Annotated in this window: 18 protein-coding genes and 1 rRNA gene; 11 read left to right on the plus strand and 8 right to left on the minus strand. The window is 73.4% G+C overall.

Annotation, left to right across the window (positions count from 1 at the left end; genetic code table 11):
* Nucleotides 1–92 (plus strand): 5S ribosomal RNA (rrf, locus tag AB0L29_RS09725); the annotation flags it as partial.
* Between the two features lie 93 nt (nt 93–185).
* Here the strand turns inward: rrf and AB0L29_RS09730 are convergent.
* From AB0L29_RS09730 to AB0L29_RS09750, 5 genes are read right to left on the minus strand one after another with little or no spacing between them, the layout of a single operon-like run.
* A complete protein-coding gene (locus AB0L29_RS09730) occupies nt 186–1,496 on the minus strand; it encodes a DUF58 domain-containing protein (protein ID WP_365825170.1) in 1,311 nt (436 codons plus the stop codon).
* Nucleotides 1,496–2,485 carry a MoxR family ATPase gene (locus tag AB0L29_RS09735; RefSeq protein WP_365825172.1) on the minus strand — a complete coding sequence of 330 codons (990 nt, stop codon included), beginning with the start codon at nt 2,483–2,485 and terminating at the stop codon, nt 1,496–1,498. The genes AB0L29_RS09730 and AB0L29_RS09735 overlap by 1 nt, the downstream gene beginning before the upstream one ends.
* Nucleotides 2,485–3,678, minus strand: a complete 1,194-nt coding sequence (locus AB0L29_RS09740) for a DUF4350 domain-containing protein (protein ID WP_365825174.1) — start codon at nt 3,676–3,678, stop codon at nt 2,485–2,487. Before AB0L29_RS09740 ends, AB0L29_RS09735 begins: the two co-directional genes overlap by 1 nt.
* Complete coding sequence (locus AB0L29_RS09745) at nt 3,675–4,460, minus strand: DUF4129 domain-containing protein (protein WP_365825176.1); 786 nt, start codon at nt 4,458–4,460, stop codon at nt 3,675–3,677. Before AB0L29_RS09745 ends, AB0L29_RS09740 begins: the two co-directional genes overlap by 4 nt.
* Before the next feature lie 4 nt (nt 4,461–4,464).
* Nucleotides 4,465–5,811 carry a glycerophosphoryl diester phosphodiesterase membrane domain-containing protein gene (locus tag AB0L29_RS09750; RefSeq protein WP_365825178.1) on the minus strand — a complete coding sequence of 449 codons (1,347 nt, stop codon included), beginning with the start codon at nt 5,809–5,811 and terminating at the stop codon, nt 4,465–4,467.
* Between the two features lie 140 nt (nt 5,812–5,951).
* Here AB0L29_RS09750 and mtnA point away from each other — a divergent pair, with 140 nt between their 5' ends.
* From mtnA to AB0L29_RS09785, 7 genes are all read left to right on the plus strand, one after another.
* Nucleotides 5,952–7,100: an S-methyl-5-thioribose-1-phosphate isomerase gene (gene mtnA, locus AB0L29_RS09755; protein ID WP_365825180.1), complete on the plus strand. Its 1,149-nt coding sequence runs from the start codon at nt 5,952–5,954 to the stop codon at nt 7,098–7,100.
* Nucleotides 7,101–7,287: 187 nt separating this feature from the next.
* Nucleotides 7,288–7,977, plus strand: coding sequence for a two-component system response regulator MtrA (gene mtrA, locus AB0L29_RS09760; protein WP_365825182.1), 690 nt, complete (start codon nt 7,288–7,290; stop codon nt 7,975–7,977).
* 1 nt (nt 7,978) lies between these two features.
* Nucleotides 7,979–10,096: an MtrAB system histidine kinase MtrB gene (gene mtrB / locus AB0L29_RS09765; RefSeq protein WP_365825184.1), complete on the plus strand. Its 2,118-nt coding sequence runs from the start codon at nt 7,979–7,981 to the stop codon at nt 10,094–10,096.
* The gene (locus AB0L29_RS09770) at nt 10,086–11,918 is read left to right on the plus strand and encodes an LpqB family beta-propeller domain-containing protein (protein ID WP_365825186.1); all 1,833 of its coding nucleotides are present in this window, start codon (nt 10,086–10,088) and stop codon (nt 11,916–11,918) included. Before mtrB ends, AB0L29_RS09770 begins: the two co-directional genes overlap by 11 nt.
* Nucleotides 11,919–12,191: 273 nt before the next feature.
* Nucleotides 12,192–13,226, plus strand: a complete 1,035-nt coding sequence (locus tag AB0L29_RS09775; RefSeq protein WP_365825590.1) for a ComF family protein — start codon at nt 12,192–12,194, stop codon at nt 13,224–13,226.
* A gap of 312 nt (nt 13,227–13,538) precedes the next feature.
* The gene (gene raiA, locus AB0L29_RS09780; RefSeq protein WP_365825188.1) at nt 13,539–14,231 is read left to right on the plus strand and encodes a ribosome-associated translation inhibitor RaiA; all 693 of its coding nucleotides are present in this window, start codon (nt 13,539–13,541) and stop codon (nt 14,229–14,231) included.
* A 204-nt stretch (nt 14,232–14,435) separates the two neighbouring features.
* On the plus strand, nt 14,436–15,182 hold the full coding sequence (locus AB0L29_RS09785) for a response regulator transcription factor (protein ID WP_365825190.1): 747 nt from the start codon (nt 14,436–14,438) through the stop codon (nt 15,180–15,182).
* Nucleotides 15,183–15,279: 97 nt separating this feature from the next.
* Here the strand turns inward: AB0L29_RS09785 and AB0L29_RS09790 are convergent, their stop codons facing one another.
* Nucleotides 15,280–16,476, minus strand: coding sequence for a crosslink repair DNA glycosylase YcaQ family protein (locus AB0L29_RS09790; RefSeq protein WP_365825192.1), 1,197 nt, complete (start codon nt 16,474–16,476; stop codon nt 15,280–15,282).
* 82 nt (nt 16,477–16,558) lie between these two features.
* Complete coding sequence (locus AB0L29_RS09795) at nt 16,559–17,128, minus strand: GNAT family N-acetyltransferase (RefSeq protein WP_365825194.1); 570 nt, start codon at nt 17,126–17,128, stop codon at nt 16,559–16,561.
* Nucleotides 17,129–17,477: 349 nt separating this feature from the next.
* Between AB0L29_RS09795 and secA the strand changes: the two genes are divergently transcribed.
* A complete protein-coding gene (gene secA, locus AB0L29_RS09800) occupies nt 17,478–20,294 on the plus strand; it encodes a preprotein translocase subunit SecA (RefSeq protein WP_365825196.1) in 2,817 nt (938 codons plus the stop codon).
* A gap of 74 nt (nt 20,295–20,368) precedes the next feature.
* Here the strand turns inward: secA and AB0L29_RS09805 are convergent, their stop codons facing one another.
* Complete coding sequence (locus tag AB0L29_RS09805; protein WP_365825198.1) at nt 20,369–21,085, minus strand: Rv3235 family protein; 717 nt, start codon at nt 21,083–21,085, stop codon at nt 20,369–20,371.
* Nucleotides 21,086–21,414: 329 nt separating this feature from the next.
* On the opposite strand from AB0L29_RS09805, the gene AB0L29_RS09810 reads away from it, so the two are divergent.
* Together AB0L29_RS09810 and AB0L29_RS09815 are read left to right on the plus strand one after the other, a co-directional pair.
* Nucleotides 21,415–21,930: a hypothetical protein gene (locus tag AB0L29_RS09810; protein ID WP_365825200.1), complete on the plus strand. Its 516-nt coding sequence runs from the start codon at nt 21,415–21,417 to the stop codon at nt 21,928–21,930.
* Nucleotides 21,931–21,998: 68 nt separating this feature from the next.
* On the plus strand, nt 21,999–22,664 hold the full coding sequence (locus AB0L29_RS09815) for an HAD family hydrolase (RefSeq protein ID WP_365825202.1): 666 nt from the start codon (nt 21,999–22,001) through the stop codon (nt 22,662–22,664).
* Nucleotides 22,665–22,672 lie beyond the last annotated feature (8 nt).

Here is a 22,672-nt window from a genome sequence, read left to right on the forward strand (position 1 = left end):
CGCCCGGTCACATTCCGAACCCGGAAGCTAAGCCTTACAGCGCCGATGGTACTGCAGGGGGGACCCTGTGGGAGAGTAGGACACCGCCGAACAATTCTTGAGAAAACCCCGTACCGGGTTCACCGGTGCGGGGTTTTCTGCGTTATGGGCGCATATGGTTTTGGGGGCCGTTGGGCCCCCTTCCGTCACAGGCGTCCCGCAGCCTTGAGCGCCAGGTACGCGTCCGCCAGGGCCGGCGCGAGTTCGTCCGGTGTCGCGTCGACGACGGTGACGCCGTGGCGGCGGAGTTGTTCCGCCGTGCGATGGCGTTCGGTCTGGGCGTGGGCCGCGGCTGCGGCCTCGTAGACGGCGTCGACGTTTCCGCGGGCCCTGGCCATCCGGGCGACCTGGGGGTCCGCCACCGATGCCAGCAGGACCGTGTGGCGCTGGGTGAGCTGAGGGAGGACGGGCAGCAAGCCCTCCTCGACGGGGGCCGCGTCGAGAGTCGTGAACAGCACGACCAGGGAACGCCGGGACGCCGTACGAAGCGCTGTGGCGGTGAGGCCGCGGGCGTCCGTTTCGACGAGCTCCGGTTCGAGCGTGGCCATCGCGTCGACCAGGGACGGCAGCAGATCGCTTGCCGTGCGTCCCTGGACGAGGGCACGGATGCGGCGATCGTAGGCCAGGAGGTCGACGCGGTCGCCGGCGCGGGACGCGAGGGCCGCCAGGAGCAGGGCCGCGTCCAGGGAGGCGTCCAGGCGGGGGACGTCGCCGACGCGGCCCGCGGAGGTGCGGCCGGTGTCGAGGACCAGGAGGATGCGGCGGTCGCGTTCGGGACGCCAGGTGCGCACGGCGACGGCGGACTGGCGGGCGGTGGCGCGCCAGTCGATGGAGCGGGTGTCGTCGCCGGGGATGTACTCGCGCAGGCTGTCGAATTCCGTGCCCTCGCCGCGGGTGAGCACGCTGGTGCGGCCGTCCAGTTCGCGGAGGCGGGCCAGTTTGGAGGGCAGGTGCTTGCGGCTGGTGAACGGGGGCAGGACGCGTACCGTCCAGGGGACCCTGTGCGTGCCCTGGCGGGAGAACAGGCCGAGGGGGCCGTACGAGCGGATGGTGACGCGGTCGGCTTGGCGGTCGCCCCGGCGGGTGGGGCGCAGGCGGGTCGTGACGCGGCGGCGTTCGCCGGGCGGGACCGTCAGGCGGTGGCGGGAGGCCGCCGTCTCCGTGCCCGGCTGCCAGCTGCTGGGCGGCCAGGCGTCGCGCAGGTGGGCGCGGAGGGGGCGGCGGGAGGTGTTGGTGATCGTGAGGGTGACGTCCGCGGTGTCGCCCAGGCGTGCGGAGGTGTCGCCCGAGCGGGTCAGGCCCAGGCGCCGTACGGGCGCGGCCAGGGCGAAGTCGCAGGCGCAGGCGACGGCCAGGGGGGCGTTGACGGCCAGGATGCCCGTCCAGCCGGGTTCCCAGATGCCGACGGGGAGAGAGCCCAGGGCCGCGAGGAGCGCGGCGCGTCCGGTGAGTGCCATCAGCGGGGGACGGGGACGTGGGCGAGGATCGCGTTGATGACGGAGTCGGCCGTCACGCCTTCCATCTCCGCTTCCGGGCGTAGTTGCACGCGGTGGCGGAGGGTGGGCAGGGCCAGCGCCTTCACGTCGTCGGGGATGACGTAGTCGCGGCCGGTGAGCCACGCCCAGGCGCGGGAGGCCGACAGCAGGGCGGTGGCGCCTCGGGGGGAGACGCCGAGGGTCAGGGACGGCGACTCGCGGGTGGCCCGGCAGATGTCCACCACGTAGGCGGTGATCTCCGGGGAGACCGTCGTCTTGGCGACCGCCGCGCGGGCCGCCTCCAGCGCGGCCGCGTTCGCGGCGGGGCGGATGCCGGCGGCGCGCAGGTCGCGCGGGTTGAAGCCCTCGGCGTGGCGGGTGAGGACGTCGATCTCCTCCTGGCGGGAGGGGAGGGGGACGGTCAGCTTGAGGAGGAAACGGTCCAGCTGGGCCTCGGGCAGGGGGTAGGTGCCCTCGTACTCGACCGGGTTCTGGGTCGCCACGACCAGGAACGGGTCGGGGAGCGGGCGGGGGGTGCCGTCGACCGTGACCTGGCGTTCCTCCATCGCCTCCAACAGGGACGACTGGGTCTTCGGGGGCGTGCGGTTGATCTCGTCGGCGAGGAGGAGGTTGGTGAAGACCGGGCCGGGCTGGAAGGAGAACTCGGCGGTGCGGGTGTCGTAGACCAGGGAGCCCGTCACGTCGCTCGGCATGAGGTCGGGGGTGAACTGGACGCGCTTGGTGTCGAGTTCGAGGGCGGCGGCGAGGGCGCGGACGAGGAGTGTCTTGGCGACGCCGGGGACGCCTTCGAGGAGGACGTGGCCGCGGCAGAGCAGGGCGACGACGAGGCCGGTCACGGCGGGGTCCTGGCCGACCACGGCCTTGGCGATCTCGGCGCGCAGGGCCTCCAGGGCCGCTCGGGCGCTGTCCGGGTCCCCGGTCTGCCCGGCGTTGTCAGTGGTCGGGTCCATCATGGACGGCGTACCTCTCTTTCGAGGGCGTCGAGTCGGTCGGCGAGTGCGATGAGGGCTGCGTCGTCGCGGGGCGGTGGGCCGAAGAGGAGGGCGTGCAGGTCCTGCCCGTCGCCGCGCAGGTGGGCGGAGAGGGCCGGGAGCAGGGCCTCGGGCGTGTGCGCCCGGGCCACGGGGACGCCTGCGAGGGGGGCGAGGCGGGTGCGGGTGGTGGAGCGAAGAGCGGCGGCCGCGCGGTCGCGGGCGTCGGCCCTGCGGTAGAGGCGGGCGCGGCCTTCGACGGTTTCGGAGGCGCGGATCGCCACGGGAAGTCTTTCCGGCACCAGGGGGCCGAGCCGGCGTGCCCGCCACAGGGCGGCCAGGGCCGCCGCGACGAACAGTTGCAGCGTGCCCCAGAGCCAGCCCGCAGGGAGCAGGTCGAAGAAGTCGCGCCGGTCCTCTTCGAGGGCCGAGTCGTCGGCGAGTGAGGGGAGGTACCAGACCAGATGGGGGCGGGAGCCGAGGAGCTGCAGGGCGAGCGAGGCGTTGCCGTGCTCGTCGAGGCGGTCGTTGAGGAGGACGTCGGGCGCGCCGAGGACGACCGTGTCACCGCCCCGGGAGGCGTGCGGGACGCGCAGCAGGGTGGCCAGGCGCTGGCTGGGATAGCAGGCGTCGGCGTCGAGGTGGGTGGTGGTGTAGCGGATGCCGCCCGTGTCGGCGGTGCCCGCGCGCCGGGCGGCGGGCAGGTCGCAGTCGGGGGAGAGCGTCGAGTCGAGGCTGGTGGCGGGGTCGGCGGTGACGCCGGGGGCGAGCCGTTCGACGGAGGCGCTGCCGGCGGCGACCAGGACGGTACGGCCGCCGGTGCCCGCGAAGGCGGCGTGCAGACGGGACTGCTGAGCGGGCGTCAGGAGGTCGGGGACGGCGACCAGGAGGGTCGTGTCCGGGCCGGCCGCGGCGGCCGCCCGGTCCAGGGTGGTGACCACGCGCGTGTCCACGCCCCGGTCCGCGAGGAGCTCGGCGACGGCGCGGCTGCCGTAGGGGTCCGCGGAGCGCGGGTCGAGTTCACCGTGGCGGGCGTCGGAGCGGATCACGGCGATCGTGACGGCCGCCGCCAGGAGGAGGACGAGGGCGAGCGCGACGCCTCGCGCGCGGGTCCACACCTGGCGGGGGGTGGGCGAGGCCGAGGTGGACGGGGGCGTGGCCTCGGTGGTCATCCGGCGGCTCCCCGGCGGGCGTCGTGGCCCGTGCTGGTGCTGGTGCTGGTGCTCGTGCTCGTGAGCCGGGGCTTGGTGCGCTCCAGGTCGCGGTCGAGTTCGGCGACGCGGTGGTACGCCTGCTCGGTCGCCGGGCGGCCGCCGTACGTCACGTCGTCGAAGTCCCGGGCCGCGGCGCGCAGCCGGCCGGCGTGGGCGGGCAGGACCCGGCCGGCCTCCGCGGCCGCCTCGTCGGCGGTGCGGCCGGGGCGGGCGTCGAGGAGGGCGCGTTCCTCCAGGGCGCGGACGATGGCCCGCATGCGTTCTTGGACGGCCTGGTTCCAGTGGCCCTGGGCGGCGTGTGCCCCGGCGGCCGCGCGGTGGTCGGCGGCGCCGCGGGGGCGCTCGTCGAACAGGGCGGCGGCGGAGGCGGGCCGGCGCCGGGGGGTGCCCAGGCGCCACCACAGGGCGCCGAGCAGCGCGAGCACGGCCAGGGCGATGACGACCAGACCGAGCGTTCCGCCGGGTGTCGCGGTCGAGGCGGCGTCGAGCAGCTTGCCGAGCCAGTCCCAGAAGGCGTCCAGGGCGCGTTGGAACAGGCTGGGGTCGTTCTCGTGGTACACGCGCTTGGACAGCTCGCGCCGGGCCGCCTCCCGCGCGGGGTCCCGCGGAACGGTGACGGGCGGCTCGTCGCCGGAGCGGGCCGGCCACAGCACGACGACGTCACCGGCGCGCGGCAGCGCCCGTACCGCGGTGCCCGGCTGCGCGGGCACCGCGGTGAGGACTCCCCCCAGCGGGCTCACCGCATCAGCTCCCCGGGGTCGCGCCGGGGCCGTGGTCCTGGACACCGGCGGCGCGGGCCAGTTCCAGGTCGAGGGCCTCGCGGCGGATGCGCTGGTCGATGTAGAGCAGCACGCCGACACCCGCCGTGATCGGGAAGGTGATCATGGAGCCGATCACCGAGCCGACGCCGCTGACGATGAGGAACGTCCAGCCGAAGTCGCCGGCGCCGTTGAGGAAGCCGGAGACGCCGTCGCCGCTGAGTGCCGCGGCGAGGAAGGTGAACGGGATGACGACGATCGACGCGACGACGTTGGCGATGATCGTGGCGAGCAGCTGGATGCCGAAGATCCGCCACCAGGAACCGCGCACCAGCTTGGCGGAGCGGCTCATCGCCTTCGTGATGCCCTGCTTCTCCAGCATCAGGGCGGGCGAGGCCAGGGAGAAGCGGATCATCAGCCACAGCGCGACGACGCCGGCGCCGAGGACGCCCAGCAGGGTGAGCGCGATGCCCGCCCCGCCGCTTCCCGCGGCGGCCACGAGGATGCCGGGCAGGGTGCCCACGGTGACGATGCCGACGGCGATGAGCAGCAGCACGCAGATCAGCCCGAACAGCTTCAGGACCTGGGGGCGGGCGTCGCGCCAGGCCTCTCCGGCGGTCACCGGCCTGCCGAGGACCGCGCGGCTGGTGACCGTCGTCAGCAGGGCGGTCGCCGCGACGGTGCCGACCAGGCTGACGGCGAAGACGACGGTGGAGCTGAGCAGGGCGTCGCCCATGGCGCGGCTCAGTTCGCCGAGGGTGGCGCTCGGGTCGTTGAGGGCTTCGGTGCTGGTGTCGTCCAGGACCAGGCCCTGCAGCAGGACGACGATGACCTCGGTGAGGACCGCGACGGTCAGCGAGATGCCCAGGACCGTGCGCCAGTGGGTGCGCATGGTGGACACGGCGCCGTCGAGGATCTCGCCCACGCCGAGCGGGCGCAGCGGGATCACACCGGGCTTGGCCGCGGGCGGGGGGCCGCCCCAGCCGCCGTAACCGCCGTAGCCGGCCGGGCCCCCGTAGCCGCCCGGGCCTCCGTAACCGCCGGGGCCGCCGGGGGGCTGGGTGCCCCAGCCGGGGCCGGGTGGCGGTGGCGGGGCCTGGCCCGGGGCGGCGGGACCGGCGGGGTCGGTGGGGCCGGTGGGCGCGGACCACTGGCCGGGTGGCGGCTGTTCCTCGGACCACTTCGTGCCGGGCTCCTGCGGCGCCTGGCCCGGCCGGTCCGCGGGCTGTGCGGGGTTCGGACGGCCGGAGGGGTCGGCAGGGCCGGACACGCCCGGGTTCGGCCCGTCGGAGGGGGCGGATCCGGGCGAGGCCCAGCCCGGAGTGTCAGTCATCGTCGCTCCTTCACGGTGCCCGTCCGCGGTCGCGGCGGCAGGTTGGCAGCCATCGTGCCATGGGGTGGTCATCGGCGGACCAGGCGCGGTATCGGCTGCGTACCTTCAATTGTCCGCCGGAAAAGGGGCAGACTGACCGCATGGCTGATCAGTACGCGCACAGCGGCGAGGACAAGCGGCCGACCGGGATCCCCGCGATCCGCTGGGAAGAGCCACCCGAAGGCCCCGTCCTGGTTCTCCTCGACCAGACGAGGCTGCCGGCCGAGGAGGTCGAACTGGTCTGTACGGACGCGCCCGCGCTGGTGGAGGCGATCCGGTCGCTCGCCGTCCGCGGGGCGCCCCTGCTCGGGATCGCGGGGGCGTACGGCGTCGCGCTCGCCGCCGTGCGGGGCTTCGACGTGGAGGACGCCGCGAGCGCGCTGGAGAGCGCCCGGCCGACCGCGGTGAACCTCGCCGTCGGGGTGCGCAGAGCCCACTCCGCCTACCAGGCCGCGCTCGCCGAGAGCGGTGATTCCCGGCGGGCGGCCGGGGCGGCGCTGGCGGCGGCGCGGCAGCTGCACCGGGAGGACGCCGAGGCCAGTGCGCGGATGGCCGGGCACGGGCTGGCGCTGCTGGACGAGCTGCTGCCGGGCGGTGGGCACCGGATCCTCACCCACTGCAACACCGGTTCGCTGGTGTCGGGCGGTGAGGGCACGGCGTTCGCGGTGGCGCTCGCGGCGCACCGGGCGGGGCGGCTGAGGCGGCTGTGGGTGGACGAGACGCGTCCGTTGCTGCAGGGTGCCCGGCTGACGGCGTACGAGGCGGCCCGCAGCGGCATGGCGTACACGCTGCTCACCGACAACGCGGCGGGGTCGCTGTTCGCGGCCGGCGAGGTGGACGCGGTGCTGATCGGGGCGGACCGGATCGCCGCCGACGGGTCGGTGGCGAACAAGGTGGGCAGCTATCCGCTGGCGGTGCTCGCGCGCTACCACCACGTCCCGTTCATCGTGGTGGCACCGCTGACGACGGTGGACCCGGGCACGCCGGACGGGGCGTCCATCGAGGTGGAGCAGCGGCCCGGGCACGAGGTGACGGAGATCGTGGCGCCCCAGGTGCCGACGGCCGGTGCGGAGGCGGGCGGCGGGATTCCCGTCGCGCCCCTGGGGACGCAGGCGTACAACCCGGCGTTCGACGTGACGCCGCCCGAGCTGGTGACCGCGATCGTCACCGAGGAGGGGGCCGTGTCGCCGGTGACCGCCGAGGCGCTGGCCGAGCTGTGCGCCCGGTCGCGCCACGCGTCGATCGGCTGAGCCGGCCGGCCGGGCCCATCGGCTGAGCCGGCCGATTCGGCCGGCTCAGGGGCCGCGCCGGTCCGGCCGGCGGGGACGCCCTTCTCGACGGCCGCGGGCGAGGGCAGACAGTGACGACGTCGTACGACTATCGTCACTGGCCAGTGAGCTGCCTCACCACTGCCTTCGCCGCCGTTATGAGAATGGGATGATGTCGTTTATGAAGGGACGAGTCCTTGTCGTCGACGACGACAGCGCACTGGCCGAGATGCTCGGCATCGTGTTGCGCGGTGAAGGTTTCGAGCCGTCTTTCGTAGCCGACGGCGACAAGGCGCTGGCCGCTTTCCGCGAGACCAAGCCCGACCTGGTGCTGCTGGATCTGATGCTGCCGGGCCGGGACGGCATCGAGGTGTGCCGCCTGATCCGGGCGGAGTCCGGGGTGCCGATCGTGATGCTCACGGCCAAGAGCGACACCGTCGACGTCGTCGTGGGCCTGGAGTCGGGCGCCGACGACTACATCGTGAAGCCGTTCAAGCCGAAGGAGCTGGTCGCCCGTATCCGGGCGCGGCTGCGCAGGTCGGAGGAGCCGGCGCCGGAGCAGCTCACCATAGGCGACCTCGTCATCGACGTGGCCGGCCACTCCGTGAAGCGGGACGGGCAGTCGATCGCGCTGACGCCGCTGGAGTTCGACCTGCTGGTCGCGCTGGCCCGCAAGCCGTGGCAGGTGTTCACGCGCGAGGTGCTGCTCGAGCAGGTGTGGGGCTACCGCCACGCGGCCGACACGCGCCTGGTCAACGTCCATGTGCAGCGGCTGCGCTCCAAGGTCGAGAAGGACCCGGAGAAGCCCGAGATCGTGGTGACCGTGCGCGGTGTCGGATACAAGGCAGGACCGAGCTGACATGTCCGGGGACAGTGCCGCTTCGGCGCCCGGCCGGTCCGGGACCCGCGCGCAGCGGCCTGTCGGCCGGGAGGCGGGGCCCCGCCGGGGACGTCTCCCGGGGAGCGGGCTGCTCCGGGGCGGGGTCCAGGGCAGTCCGCTCATCCGCCTGTTCGTACGCTGGGCGCGCCGGCCGCTGCTGCCCGTCATGCGGCTGTGGCGGCGCAACATCCAGCTGAAGGTCGTCGTCACGACGCTGCTGATGTCGCTGGGCGTGGTCCTGCTGCTCGGCTTCGTCGTCATCGGCCAGGTGCGCAACGGCCTGCTGGACGCCAAGGTGAAGGCGTCCCAGAGCCAGGCCACCGGCGGGTTCGCGGTGGCCAAGCAGAAGGCCGACGAGGCGGCCAGCGGGACCGGCGACGACGGTGTCACGGCCGACGGCCAGACCTCCCAGAACGTCATCCAGTGGATGAGTGACCTGGTGTGGTCGCTCTCCAGCGGCGGCCAGGGCGCCTTCGACGTGGTGACCCTGCCGCTGGGCGACGTCAGCGGCGGCGGGCGCGGGCCGCGTGCCTCCGGGTACGTCAATCCGACGGTCAGCGTGCCCGAGGAGCTGCGCGCGCAGGTGAACACCAGTACCGCGGCGGCCCAGAGCTACACGCGCGTCGCCTACCTCAACGGCAAGGACCCCGAGCCGGCCCTGGTCATCGGCAAGCAGGTCAACGACCCAAACGGCGACCCGTACGAGCTGTACTACCTCTTCCCGCTCACGCAGGAGGAGAAGTCGCTCAGCCTGGTCAAGGGCACCCTCGCGACCGCCGGGCTGTTCGTCGTCGTCCTGCTCGGGGCCATCGCGTGGCTCGTGGTGCGCCAGGTCGTCACACCGGTGCGGATGGCGGCGGGGATCGCCGAGCGGCTGTCCGCCGGGAAACTGCAGGAACGCATGAAGGTGACCGGCGAGGACGACATCGCGCGGCTCGGCGAGGCCTTCAACAAGATGGCGCAGAACCTCCAGCAGAAGATCAGCCAGCTGGAGGACCTGTCGCGGATGCAGCGGCGGTTCGTCTCGGACGTCTCGCACGAGCTGCGGACGCCGCTGACGACCGTCAGGATGGCCGCGGACGTCATCCACGAGGCCCGCGAGGACTTCGACCCGGTGACCGCGCGGTCGGCGGAGCTGCTCGCCGACCAGCTGGACCGGTTCGAGTCGCTGCTCGCGGACCTGCTGGAGATCAGCCGGTTCGACGCCGGCGCGGCGGCGCTGGAGGCCGAGCCGATAGACCTCAGGGACGTGGTGCGGCGCGTCGTCAGCGGGGCCGAGCCGCTCGCCGAGCGCAAGGGAACGCGGATCAGGGTCGTCGGCGACCAGCAGCCCGTGGTCGCCGAGGCAGACGCGCGGCGCGTGGAGCGCATCCTGCGCAACCTCGTCGTCAACGCCGTCGAGCACGGCGAGGGCGAGGACGTCGTCGTCAAGCTCGCCGCGGCCGGCGGCGCGGTCGCCGTCGCGGTGCGCGACTACGGCGTCGGGCTCAAGCCCGGCGAGGCGACCCGTGTCTTCAGCCGCTTCTGGCGGGCCGACCCGGCACGCGCGCGTACCACCGGCGGGACGGGCCTCGGGCTGTCCATCGCCCTGGAGGACGCGCGGCTGCACGGCGGCTGGCTGCAGGCGTGGGGCGAGCCGGGCGGCGGCTCGCAGTTCCGGCTGACGCTGCCCAGGACCGCGGACGAACCGCTGCGGGGCTCCCCGATACCCCTGGAGCCCAAGGACTCGCGGCGCAACCGCGGAGCCGGCGACACCGGTGCGCCGCGCGGCGGCGGGGAGAAGACGGCCACGGTCCCGACGCAGCAGACGGGCCGGATGGCCGCGATGGCGACGCGGGACCCGATCGTGCCGCGCCCGGCCACCGTGGCGCCCACGGCCGATCCGACGGCGCTGCCCGGCAACGGCGCGCGCGTGGTGCCGCGGCCCGCCGCCGGCGCGCGGCGCCAGGGCGGCCCGCCGGCCGCGGAGGCGGCGGGGACAGCGGGGACGGCCCCGGGCGGGGCCGCCGGCGGTTCGCAGGCCGCACCGGAGCGCTCCACCGGGGAGCCCGGACGGACGGACGTGAAGAGGCAAGGGGAGGCAACTCGTGGGCGCTGACCGCGAGGGGGCGCGCCGGCGGACACCGGCGCGCGCGGTGGCGTACGTCGCCTGCGGGGGCGTCCTGCTGGCCGGGTGCGCCTCGATGCCCGACAGCGGTGGTCTGCGGGGCGTCGAGTCCACGCCGCGGCTGGACTCCCAGGTGAGGGTGTTCGCCATGCCGCCGGCCGAGGACGCCACGCCCCCGCAGATCGTGCAGGGCTTCCTGGAAGCGCTGACCAGCGACGACCCGCACTACAAGACGGCGCGCCAGTACCTGACCCCCGAGACGGCGAGGACCTGGCGGCCGGAGCTGTCCACCACCGTCCTGATGGACGGGCCGGGTGCCGAGGCCGACAGCCACGCCGCCCGGCAGGACGCCGGCGAGTTCTCGTTCACGCTGACCGGCACCAAGGTCGCCACGGTGGACGCGCACCAGTCCTACGCTCCCGCCACCGGGCCGTACGGCGGCACCGTGCACCTCAAGCAGGACAAGAAGAGCAAGCAGTGGCGGATCGACGCGCTGCCCCAGGGCGTCGTCATGGGCCGGACGGACTTCCAGCGCAACTACATGTCCGTCAGCAAGTACTACTTCGCCTCGAACACCGGGGCGGCCCGCGGGAACGCGGAGCCGATGGCGGTCGCCGATCCCGTCTACGTGCGCAAGCGCGTGGACCCCCTGACCCAGATCGTGCGCTCGCTCCTCGACGGGCCCACGAGCCGCCTCGCGCCCGTGGTGCGGACGAGCTTCCCCGCTGGTACGGCGCTGCGCGAGGGCGTCGGCTCGCTGACGCCCGACGACCGCAGCAGGCTGACGGTGCCGCTCAACGACAGGGCCGCCGCGGTCGGCAGGAGCCGGTGCGAGGAGATGGCGGCCCAGCTGCTGTTCACGCTGCGGAACCTCACGCCCGCGGTGGAGGAGATCGACCTGCGGGCGGGCGGGGGATCGCTGTGCTCGCTCGCCGAGAGCCGGGTCGAGTCGGTGGCCTCCCGCGGGGAGACGCGGCACCCCGACTACCTGTACTTCGTCGACGCCGAGCACCGGCTCGTACGGATCGCCCCGGGCAGCGGTGCCACGAAGCCCGACCCCGTGCCCGGGGCGCTGGGCGCGGACGGCCCGGACCTGCGGTCGGTGGCCGTCTCGCGCGACGAGCACACCGCGGCCGGGGTGACCCTCGACGGCAGGGCGCTGTACGTCGGTTCGATGGTGCTGGGCGGTGAGCTCGGGGAGGCCGTGCTGACCAGCGGGGGCGGAGGCGAGGAGGACCGGCTGACGGCGCCCAGCTGGGACGCGCAGGACGACCTGTGGGTGGCCGACCGCGATCCCGGCAACCCGCGGCTGCTCCTGCTGGAGGGCGGCAGGGGCGAGCCGCTCCAGGTCCGCACACCGGGCATCGACGGGCGCATCCAGGCCGTACGGGTGGCCGCCGACGGGGTGCGGATCGCGCTCGTGGTGGAGAAGGGCGACAAGAGGTCCCTGGTCGTCGGGCTCATCGAGCGGGCGGAGGAACCGGGCCGGCGGCCGACGGTCACCGTGGTGGAACCGCGCTCCGTCGCCCCGGAGTTGGAGCAGGTCACCGCCATGTCGTGGGCCGGGGACAGCCGGCTCGTGGTGGTCGGACGCGAGCACGGGGGCGTGGAGCAGATGCGGTACGTCCAGGTCGACGGCTCCACACCGGACGTGCCGGCGCCCGCGGCCCTGACCGGGGTCAAGGACGTCACGGCCTCCGGCGACGAGCGGCTGCCGCTGGTGGCGTACTCGGTGGACGGGATCGTACGGCTGCCGTCCGGGGCGCAGTGGCAGAAGGTCACGGAGGGGACGGCTCCGGTCTATCCGGGGTGAGGTGCGGGACCGGCCGGGTTCGGGCCGGTGGGGAAGCGGCTGCTTCCGCCTGGGTGAGGCCTCGGCGGGGGCGGCCGCTTTCGTTTCGCGGCCGGGCGGCCGGGGCTGGGCGCCGGGGGGACTGGAGGACCGGGGGGCTGGAGGGCCGGAGAGGGCTGGAGGGCCGGGCGTTCACACGTGTGGGGGAGGGGCGTCGGCCGGTGGGGAGAGTCGTCCACAGGCGGTTGTCCACAGGGGTGGCCGGGTGGGAGCGGTGTGGGCACGGTGGTGGTCATGCGGGGGTGGTGGCAGGACCTGACCGACCTGGTGCTGCCGGCCGAGTGCGCAGGCTGCGGCAGGCCGCGCGCGGTGCTCTGCCCGGAGTGCCGCGCCATCCTGAGCGGGGCCGCGCCGCGGCGGGTGCGGCCGGTGCCGGAGCCGCCCGGGCTGCCCGCGGTGCACGCGGCGGCCCGGTACGCGCACGAGGCGCGGGCGGTACTGCTGGCCCACAAGGAGCGGGGAGCGACGGCCCTGTCCGGGCCGCTCGGGGCGGCGCTGGCGGGGGCGGTGCGAGCGGGACTGACGGAGGCCGGGACGCGGGGCGGCGGAGCCGGACCGGCGGGGGCCGTAGAAGCCCGGGCGGGTGTCGGCGGGAGTGTTCCGGCGGGCGAGGGGGCGGTGGGAGGCGCGTGGGTGGGCAGGGGCGGAGCGCGGGCCGTGAGCGGTGGGGTGACGGCCGGGGACGGCGGGGGAGCGGCCGGACGCCCCGAGGAGACCGTGCTGCTCGTTCCCGTGCCGTCCGCGCGACGGGCCGTTCGGGCCCGGGGGCACGACCCCGCGCGCCGGATCGCGCTCGCGGCGGCGGGCGAGCTGCGGCGCGGCGGGACGCCCGCCCGGGTGCTCGCCGTGCTGCGGCAGCGGCGCCGCGTGGCCGACCAGGTCGGGCTCAACTCCCGTCAGCGGCTCGCCAATCTGGCGGGCGCGCTCACGGTGGCACCGGGGGGTGCCCGGCTGCTGCTCGGTGGTCCGGTCGTGCTGGTCGACGACTTGATGACCACGGGGGCCTCCCTGGCGGAGGCGGCACGCGCCGTACGGGCGGCGACGCGGGAGCGGTCGCAGGCGTCCTCTCACGCGCGGGCGACAGGGGCCGGTACGGCCGGGACGGCTGCCGGCAGGGGCGGGACGGGGCCGATTCCGAACGGTTCGGCGGCTGGACTCGTGTACATGGGTGAGACATGGGAAGGCAGAGAGGAACGAAGGAGCGGTGACGTGATCTGCGCGGCCGTGGTCGCCGCTCCACCGGACGCTTTCGAAATGATCCGGAACTGACTGAGAACGTGCGTCGTTGCAGGTAATGAGAGGGTGAATTCATCTGAACGGAGGTACGCCGCAGTAGAGGGTGACGCCATCCGTCCGGGCGAGATATGTTCGGTTGAGAGGGAAAGCCGCAGGCCACACCTCTCCAATCGAATGCCGTGCCGCGGGTTTTCCCATCATCACCCGCACCGGTGGAGTGCGGATCTCGCCTGCGGGGGAGGAGGTGGGAGTCACCGAGTCCGAGGCTCCGGGGTCACCGGAGCCTGGTGCGAAAAGGGAGATGCTCCGCCACCGATGCGGAGTGATCCGGGAACGGAGTTCTGCGTGGACATCGTCGTCAAGGGCCGCAAGACCGAGGTGCCCGAGCGGTTCCGGAAGCACGTGGCCGAAAAGCTGAAGCTGGAGAAGATCCAGAAGCTCGATGGCAAGGTGATCAGCCTCGACGTCGAGGTGTCCAAGGAGCCCAACCCCCGACAGGCCGACCGCTCCGACCGAGTGGAGATCACGCTCCGCTCGCGCGGTCCGGTGATCCGGGCGGAGGCGGCGGCGAGCGATGCGTACGCGGCGCTCGACCTGGCGGCGGAAAAGCTGGAAGCCAGGCTGCGCAAGCAACACGACAAGCGGTTCTCGCGGCGCGGTGCGCGCCGCATCCCGGCAGCCGAGGTCGCCGACCACGTCCCGGGCGTGGCGACACTCAACGGAACCGGCCTGGCCGCTCCCCGGGAGGAGCCGGAGCCGGTGCCCACCAAGAAGATCGGCTCGCTCGAGGTGCAGGGCGAAGGCCCCCTCGTCGTCCGCGAGAAGACCCACGTCGCAGCCCCCATGACCCTCGACCAGGCGCTCTACGAGATGGAACTGGTCGGGCACGACTTCTACCTGTTCGTCGACTCGGAGACGAAGGAACCCAGTGTCGTCTACCGACGACACGCCTATGACTACGGTGTGATCCACCTCAGGACGGACACGATGGTCACCCAGGCGCACTCCCCCGAGGCGGGCGGTGCGCTCGGCGGCTGACCTCGCCGGGTGACAGCGGAGCCGGTGCCCCTGGAGCGCGTGTGCGCCCCCAGGGGCACCCGTGTGCGACCCTTCGCACCCCCGCGCTGTCGCCCGGGTGTCGTCCGGGCATGAAATCATGGCCGCAACGGCTCAACCGGTGGGCCGTTGCCTTGGGTTGGCGCTGGTCAGGACCACAGGCCACAGCCTTCAGGGGGAGGAACGATGGCGGACAGCTTCGGACCGATGCGTGCCGGGGACGCCGACGACGGCGTCGTCGGCGCGGGCCCGGAGGCGGGCTCTGAACGCAAGGAGCCGATCAGAGTCCTTGTCGTGGACGACCACGCCCTGTTCCGCCGTGGCCTGGAGATCGTGCTCGCGGCCGAGGAGGACATCCAGGTCGTCGGCGAGGCGGGCGACGGCGCCGAGGCCGTGGAGAAGGCCGCCGACCTGCTGCCCGACATCGTCCTGATGGACGTGCGGATGCCCAAGCGCGGGGGGATCGAGGCGTGCACCTCCATCAAGGAGGTGGCCCCCAGCGCCAAAATCATCATGCTGACGATCAGCGACGAGGAAGCCGACCTCTACGAAGCGATCAAGGCGGGCGCGACGGGTTATCTCCTCAAGGAGATCTCCACGGACGAGGTGGCCACCGCCATTCGCGCGGTGGCCGACGGCCAGTCGCAGATCAGCCCGTCCATGGCGTCGAAGCTGCTCACCGAGTTCAAATCGATGATCCAGCGGACCGACGAACGCCGGCTGGTGCCCGCGCCGCGGCTGACGGACCGTGAGCTGGAAGTCCTCAAACTCGTCGCCACCGGAATGAACAACCGCGACATCGCCAAGGAGTTGTTCATCTCCGAGAACACCGTGAAGAACCATGTGCGCAACATCCTGGAGAAGCTGCAGCTGCACTCCAGGATGGAGGCGGTGGTCTACGCGATGCGGGAGAAGATCCTGGAGATCCGGTGACGGCCCGGCCTGCCGGCCGCCCGCCCACGACGAAGGGCCCGTGACGGAGGACCCGTGACGAAGGGTCCGTCCGTGCCGGGGGACGAATCGGCGCCGGTCACGCGAGTACGCGGGCGAGCTCCTGCGTGAGGGGCCCGCGCAGGTCCGGTGCCTCGACGCGTTCCACCCGTACGTCCGTGCAGTCCACCCAGCTCGCCGCCTCGACCAGGGCCCGGGCCACCGCCGGGACCGCCTTGCGGCCGTCCAGCGTGACCTGCCTGGCCACCAGGGTGCGCCCCTCACGGGCCGGGTCGACGCGGCCGACGAGCCGGCCGCCGGCGAGGACCGGCATCGCGAAGTAGCCGTGGATCCGCTTCGGCTTGGGGACGTAGGCCTCCAGGCGGTGCGTGAAGCCGAAGATCCGCTCCGTGCGCGCCCGTTCCCAGACGAGGGAGTCGAAGGGGGACAGCAGCGTCGTGCGGTGGCGGCCGCGCGGAGGTGTCTCCAGGGCCGCCGGATCGGCCCAGGCCGGCCTGCCCCAGCCCTCGACCGTGACCGGGACCAGACCCGAGTCGGCGATCACCGCGTCCACCTGTTCGGCCTTGAGACGGTGGTAGTCGGCGATGTCCGCGCGCGTGCCGACGCCCAGGGCCCGGCCGGCCAGGCGGACCAGGCGGCGCAGGCATTCGGCGTCGTCCAGCGTGTCGTGCAGCAGCTCGGCGGGGATCGCCCGCTCGGCGAGGTCGTACACCCGCTTCCAGCCGCGGCGTTCGACGCAGACCACCTCGCCGTACATCAGGGCGCGTTCGACGGCGACCTTCGTGCCCGACCAGTCCCACCAGTCGTTGGTCTTCTTCGCGCCGCCCAGCTCCGTGGCCGTGAGGGGGCCCTCGGTGCGGAGCTGTTTGATCACCTGGTCGTAGGCGCCGTCGGGGAGTTCGTGGTTCCAGTGCGGGCGGCCGCGGTAGGCGCGGCGGCGGAAGGCGAAGTGGGGCCACTCCTCGATGGGCAGGATGCAGGCGGCGTGCGACCAGTACTCGAAGGCGTGCGGTGCCGAAGGCGCGCCCGCGGACACGGGCTTCCAGTACGCGTTCTCGACGGTCCTGCGGCCCACCGCGCCCAGGCGGGCGTACGGCACGAGTTCGTGGGAGCGGGCCAGGACCGAGATCGTGTCGAGCTGTATCGCGCCCAGGTGGCGGAGGACGCCGCGGACGCCGGAGCGCCGGTCGGGGGCGCCGAGGAAACCTTGGGCCCGCAGGACGATGCGGCGGGCCTCGTCTGCCGAGAGTTCCGTGGTGGGGCGCGGGGTCGTCATGCTTTCGCACGATAGAGGGTCGCACTGACAACGGGGCGCGCGCCGCGGACGGGACGCGGGAGGGCCCGCGGACACGCCCGGATCACGTCCGCGCCGGCAGGTACGGCACCGTCGAGGGAAGGCCCAGGTCCGAGGGCAGCCGGGAACCCACCCAGCAGTCCCGGCGGACCCCCCGGCAGCCGATCCCCGAGCGCAGAACGCCCTCGACGGTGAAGCCGGCCCGTTCCGCGACCGCGCGGGAGGCCCGGTTGCCGACCTCCGCGCGCCATTCCACCCGGTCGATCGACGCGTGGGTGAAGGCCCAGCGGCACGCGGTGCGGGCGGCCTCCGTGACGTAGCCGTTGCCGCGGTGCTCCCTGGCGGCCCAGAAGCCGATCTCGGCGACGCCCGGGGCGCGCACCGTCAGGCCGAGCATGCCCGTCAGGCCGCCGGAGGGGAGGAAGACGCCGAAGGTGAACATCGAACCGTTCGCCCAGCCGTCGGGGACCACCTGGTGCGTGAAGCCCCGCGCGTGCTCGGGGAGGTAGGGGGAGGGGAGGGTGGTCCAGCGCCGGATGTCCGGGTCCTGGCAGGCGGCGTGGACGGTCTCCGTGTCCTGCGGGCCCACCGTGCGCAGGACGAGGCGCTCGGTGGTGAGTGTGACGGGGTCCATCGGCCGATTCTGCTCGCGGGCGGGGAGGGGTGTCACCCTGTTCGCCGGCCGGGAACGTGGCCGTCCGGCGGGCGGGGGCGGTCCCGGCGGGCGGGGGCCGTCCGGCGCGTCGACGGCCTGTCGCCGGGTGGTCACGGATCGCGCAATTCGTCGGTGCGGTGCGGCACCATCGGCGGGGCCCGGACGTTGTCCCCTTCGAAGCAGACGTGGAACAGAAACGAAGCAGCGGACGGCCGCCGACACGGCAGGCCTCCCGGCGTGGCGGGGTCCTCGCATACGATGGCCGTTGCTCAGTGAGTCAAGTGGTAACCGACCGTCCCAGGCCCGACCGGCAAGGAGACCAACCCCCGTGTCCGTCCTCTCGAAGATCATGCGTGCAGGCGAAGGCAAGATCCTGCGCAAGCTGCACCGCATCGCGGACCAGGTCAACTCCATCGAAGAGGACTTCGTCGACCTCTCCGACGCCGAGCTGCGGGCCCTCACCGATGAGTACAAGCAGCGGTACGCCGACGGCGAGAGCCTGGACGACCTGCTGCCCGAGGCGTTCGCCACCGTCCGCGAGGCCGCCAAGCGCGTCCTCGGCCAGCGGCACTACGACGTCCAGATGATGGGCGGCGCCGCCCTGCACATGGGCTACGTGGCCGAGATGAAGACCGGTGAGGGCAAGACGCTCGTCGGTACGCTGCCCGCCTACCTGAACGCGCTGTCCGGTGACGGCGTCCACATCGTCACGGTCAACGACTACCTGGCCGAGCGCGACTCCGAGATGATGGGCCGCGTCCACCGCTTCCTGGGCCTGTCCGTCGGCTGCATCCTCGCCAGCATGACGCCGGCCCAGCGCCGCGAGATGTACGCGTGCGACATCACCTACGGCACGAACAACGAGTTCGGCTTCGACTACCTGCGCGACAACATGGCGTGGTCCAAGGACGAACTCGTCCAGCGCGGCCACAACTTCGCCATCGTCGACGAGGTCGACTCCATCCTCATCGACGAGGCCCGTACGCCGCTGATCATCTCCGGCCCGGCCGACCAGGCCACCAAGTGGTACGGCGACTTCGCGAAGCTGGTCCAGCGCCTCAAGCGCGGCGAGCCCGGCAACCCGCTCAAGGGCATCGAGGAGACCGGCGACTACGACGTCGACGAGAAGAAGCGCACGGTCGCCATCCACGAGTCCGGGGTCAGCAAGGTCGAGGACTGGCTGGGCATCGACAACCTCTACGAGTCGGTGAACACCCCGCTGGTGGGCTACCTGAACAACGCCATCAAGGCCAAGGAGCTCTTCAAGCGCGACAAGGACTACGTCGTCATCGACGGCGAGGTCATGATCGTCGACGAGCACACCGGCCGCATCCTGGCCGGCCGCCGCTACAACGAGGGCATGCACCAGGCGATCGAGGCGAAGGAAGGGGTGGAGATCAAGGACGAGAACCAGACGCTCGCCACGATCACCCTCCAGAACTTCTTCCGCCTCTACAACAAGCTCTCCGGCATGACCGGTACGGCGATGACCGAGGCCGCCGAGTTCCACCAGATCTACAAGCTCGGCGTGGTCCCGATCCCGACCAACCGGCCGATGATCCGCAAGGACCAGTCGGACCTGATCTACCGGACCGAGGTCGCCAAGTTCGAGGCGGTCGTCGACGACATCGAGGAGAAGCACCGCAAGGGCCAGCCGATCCTCGTCGGCACGACCTCCGTCGAGAAGTCGGAGTACCTGTCGCAGCAGCTCAGCAAGCGGGGCATCCAGCACGAGGTGCTCAACGCCAAGCACCACGAGCGCGAGGCCCAGATCGTGGCCCAGGCCGGCCGCAAGGGCGCCGTCACCGTCGCCACGAACATGGCCGGCCGCGGTACGGACATCAAGCTCGGCGGCAACCCCGAGGACCTCGCCGAGGCGGAGCTGCGCCAGCGCGGCCTCGACCCCGAGGAGCACATCGAGGAGTGGGCCGCGGCCCTGCCCGAGGCCCTCAAGCGCGCCGAGGAGGCGGTCAAGGCCGAGAAGGAGGAGGTCGAGAAGCTCGGCGGCCTCTACGTGCTGGGCACCGAGCGGCACGAGTCGCGGCGGATCGACAACCAGCTGCGCGGCCGCAGCGGCCGTCAGGGCGACCCCGGCGAGTCCCGCTTCTACCTCTCGCTCGGTGACGACCTGATGCGCCTGTTCAAGGCCCAGATGGTCGAGCGCGTGATGTCGATGGCGAACGTCCCGGACGACGTGCCGATCGAGAACAAGATGGTGACGCGCGCGATCGCCTCGGCGCAGGCGCAGGTCGAGACGCAGAACTTCGAGACCCGCAAGAACGTCCTGAAGTACGACGAGGTCCTCAACCGGCAGCGCGAGGTCATCTACGGCGAGCGGCGCCGCGTCCTGGAGGGCGAGGACCTGCACGAGCAGATCCGGCACTTCATGGACGACACCATCGACGCCTACGTCCAGGCCGAGACCGCCGAGGGCTTCCCGGAGGACTGGGACCTCGACCGGCTGTGGGGCGCCTTCCGGCAGCTCTACCCGTGCAGCGTCACCATCGAGGAGCTGGAGGAGGCGGCCGGTGACCGGGCCGGTCTGACCGCCGAGTTCATCGCCGAGTCCGTCAAGGACGACATCCACCAGCAGTACGAGGCGCGCGAGGCGCAGCTCGGCTCCGAGATCATGCGTGAGCTGGAGCGCCGGGTCGTGCTGTCGGTCCTGGACCGCAAGTGGCGCGAGCACCTCTACGAGATGGACTACCTCCAGGAGGGCATCGGCCTGCGCGCCATGGCGCAGAAGGACCCGCTGGTCGAGTACCAGCGCGAGGGCTTCGACATGTTCCAGGCCATGATGGACGGCATCAAGGAGGAGTCCGTCGGCTACCTGTTCAACCTGGAGGTCCAGGTCGAGCAGCAGGTCGAGGAGGTCCCGGTCGAGGACGTCAAGCCGGTGGCCGACCTGGAGAAGCGGGACGCGGTGCCGACGCAGGCGGGCGCGCGGCCGGAGATCCGCGCCAAGGGGCTCGACGCCCCGCAGCGGCGGAACCTGCACCTGAGCGCGCCGACCGTGGACGGGGAGGGCGGTGTCATCGAGCGCGACGTCGCCCCCGACGACGAGCCGGTGCGCTCCTCGGCCGACGGCCTCACGCGCGCGGAGCGCCGCAAGCAGGCGAAGGGCGGGCGGCGCCGCAAGAAGTGACGGTGTCCGCGACGCCGTAGCGGTGCGAAGGGCCGGGTGCCTCCGGGCGCCCGGCCCTTCGGCGTGCGGGCGTCTCAGGCGTCGGCCGCGTGCCGCCCGCGTCGGCCGCCCAGCTCCACCGCCGTGCACCGCCAGCGCAGGTCCCGGCCCTGTTCCAGGCGGAAGGCCATGGCGCGCACCTGATCGCCGGCCCCGATGCGGGCGAAGGCTTCGACGGCGCCGGGGCGGGGTTCGAAGTAGCCGATGTCGCGGACGACGGGCCGGGTGCCACGGGCGCGCAGCGGGCTGCGCTCCGCGAGCCGGGCGAGCTCGTCGTAGGCGCGGCCCGCGGTGTGCCGGAGCATCCAGTGGACGGGGCGCTGCCCGCTCAGGACCGCCAGGAGCCGGTCGGCGAAGAGGTCGGTGGGGCGGACCGGGGCGACGGGACCGCGGGTGGCCCGGGCGGGCGCGGCCGCACCGGTGCCGGCCCGGACAGCGGCCGGCCGGGGGCCGCCCGGCACCCCGGGACGGCCCGTCGCCGTGCCCGCGGTGCTGCCGGGCCGGCCCGCCGCGGCCCCCGTGGTCCCCGGGGTGCCGCTGCCCGGGGCGGCCGGCGGGCGGCCGGCCGCGGGGCGGCGGGGCGGGGAGCCGGCGCGGCCCGGTGAGCGGGGCGGTCCGCCGTCGCCCGGGGCGGTACGGGCCGTGCTGCCGCCCGGCGTGCGGGGTGGGCCGCCCGCGGGGCGGCTCGGGTCGCGGCGGGCCGGGGGGCGGGTGCCCGGGCGGCGCTGCGCCCTGGTCATGACCTTGTTCACGTGCGTCCCCGTTCTCTGGGCCCGGGGGATACCGGGCGGTAACTTACTGGTCGGTGATCTTGTACGGGGTGGCGGACGGCGATGGCAAGGAAGGCGCGGCCCGTGGCGGGGCCTCGCCGAATTCACTTATCCGAGTGACGCAAGGGGTGGGGAAGCCCGGGGTGAAGCGGGCGCACCGGGTGAGCCGGCGGCCGGAGGTGGACGCCCGCGGACGGGCGGAAGGAACCCGAAAGGGGACACCCGCACGTATCCTGAAGGCCCTCCGGGCAGGGCAGAAGCGCCCTCACCGGGGTCCTGTGCGAAGCCCCCGACGACGAAAGCGGCCGACCATGCGCGTCTACGTCCCCCTGACCCTCTCCGGTCTCGCCGAGGCCCACAGGACGGGTGAGCTGGGGGCCGGGCGGTTCGTCGCGTACGCCGTGACGCCCGCGCTGCGCGAGTGGTACCTCTCCGAGGACATAGAAGAGCTGGAGTACGCGGCGCTGAGCCGGGCCGCGCTGGCCTCGCTGCGGCTGCTGGCGGCGGACCCCGGTGCGCCGCGGCGCCGGGTCGTGGTCGCCGTGGACGTGCCCGACCGGGCGGCGAGCGCCGACCCGGACCGGGGGCTGGACCCGGCCGCGCTCGGCGAGGTGCGGGTCGCCGGGCCCGTACCGCTGGTCAAGGCGGCGTCCGTGCACGTGGACGCGGCGGACGCGGCGGCGGACGTGGCGGCGGCGGCCGAGGCGCTCCGTGCGGCGGACGACGGGGACGACGACGCGCAGTTCGTGGTGGACGGGGCCGAGGACCACGAGCTGCTGTGGTACGCCACGCAGGAGATCCCGAACCTGGTGAGCCCCGGCAGCTGAGCCGGCCCCGGCGCCGGACCGGCCCGCCGCTCCCTTGACCGCCGCCGGCGGCGGGTACGTTCTTGGGCATGGGGAAGCTGACCGGGGCGCACATCGTCTGGGACTGGAACGGGACGCTGTTCCACGACATCGACGCGATCATCGCGGCGACGAACGCGGCCTTCGCCGAGCTGGGGCTGGAGCCGCTCACGCTGGAGCGGTACCGGGAGCTGTACTGCGTACCGGTGCCGAAGTTCTACGAGCGGCTGATGGGGCAGCTGCCGACGGACGCCGAGTGGGAGCTCATGGACGCGGTCTTCCACCGGTACTACGCCGAGCACCGGGTGACCTGCGGACTCACCGAGGGCGCGGCGGAACTGCTGGCGCAGTGGCGGGCGGCGGGGCGCAGCCAGTCGCTGCTGAGCATGCACGTGCACGAGGAGCTCCTCCCGCTGGTGCAGGGCTTCGGGATCGAGGCGCACTTCGTCCGGGTCGACGGACGGACCGGGCCGTCCGGGGGCAGCAAGGCGGAGCACATGGTGCGGCACCTGAGGGCGCTCACCGGCGTGGACCCGGAGCGCACGGTGGTGATCGGGGACGCCGCCGACGACGCGCTGGCCGCCCGGTACGTGGGGGCGCGGGCCGTGCTGTACACCGGCGGGTCGCACAGCCGGGCCAGCCTGCAAGGGGCGGGGGCGCCGGTGGTGGACACCCTCCAGGAGGCGGTCGCGGAGGCGGAGCGGCTGGCGGCCTGACGACCACC

It is taken from the genome of Streptomyces sp. NPDC052701 (assembly GCF_040678355.1).
Lineage (GTDB): Bacteria > Actinomycetota > Actinomycetes > Streptomycetales > Streptomycetaceae > Streptomyces.

Bases quoted from the DNA above. Each gene is read 5' to 3' on its own strand.
- AB0L29_RS09730 (WP_365825170.1), bottom strand. From the start codon at position 1,496: ATGGCACTCACCGGACGCGCCGCGCTCCTCGCGGCCCTGGGCTCTCTC.
- AB0L29_RS09735 (WP_365825172.1), bottom strand. From the start codon at position 2,485: ATGGACCCGACCACTGACAACGCCGGGCAGACCGGGGACCCGGACAGC.
- AB0L29_RS09740 (WP_365825174.1), bottom strand. From the start codon at position 3,678: ATGACCACCGAGGCCACGCCCCCGTCCACCTCGGCCTCGCCCACCCCC.
- AB0L29_RS09750 (WP_365825178.1), bottom strand. From the start codon at position 5,811: ATGACTGACACTCCGGGCTGGGCCTCGCCCGGATCCGCCCCCTCCGAC.
- mtnA (WP_365825180.1), top strand. From the start codon at position 5,952: ATGGCTGATCAGTACGCGCACAGCGGCGAGGACAAGCGGCCGACCGGG.
- mtrA (WP_365825182.1), top strand. From the start codon at position 7,288: ATGATGTCGTTTATGAAGGGACGAGTCCTTGTCGTCGACGACGACAGC.
- mtrB (WP_365825184.1), top strand. From the start codon at position 7,979: ATGTCCGGGGACAGTGCCGCTTCGGCGCCCGGCCGGTCCGGGACCCGC.
- AB0L29_RS09775 (WP_365825590.1), top strand. From the start codon at position 12,192: ATGCGGGGGTGGTGGCAGGACCTGACCGACCTGGTGCTGCCGGCCGAG.
- AB0L29_RS09785 (WP_365825190.1), top strand. From the start codon at position 14,436: ATGGCGGACAGCTTCGGACCGATGCGTGCCGGGGACGCCGACGACGGC.
- AB0L29_RS09790 (WP_365825192.1), bottom strand. From the start codon at position 16,476: ATGACGACCCCGCGCCCCACCACGGAACTCTCGGCAGACGAGGCCCGC.
- AB0L29_RS09795 (WP_365825194.1), bottom strand. From the start codon at position 17,128: ATGGACCCCGTCACACTCACCACCGAGCGCCTCGTCCTGCGCACGGTG.
- AB0L29_RS09810 (WP_365825200.1), top strand. From the start codon at position 21,415: ATGCGCGTCTACGTCCCCCTGACCCTCTCCGGTCTCGCCGAGGCCCAC.
- AB0L29_RS09815 (WP_365825202.1), top strand. From the start codon at position 21,999: ATGGGGAAGCTGACCGGGGCGCACATCGTCTGGGACTGGAACGGGACG.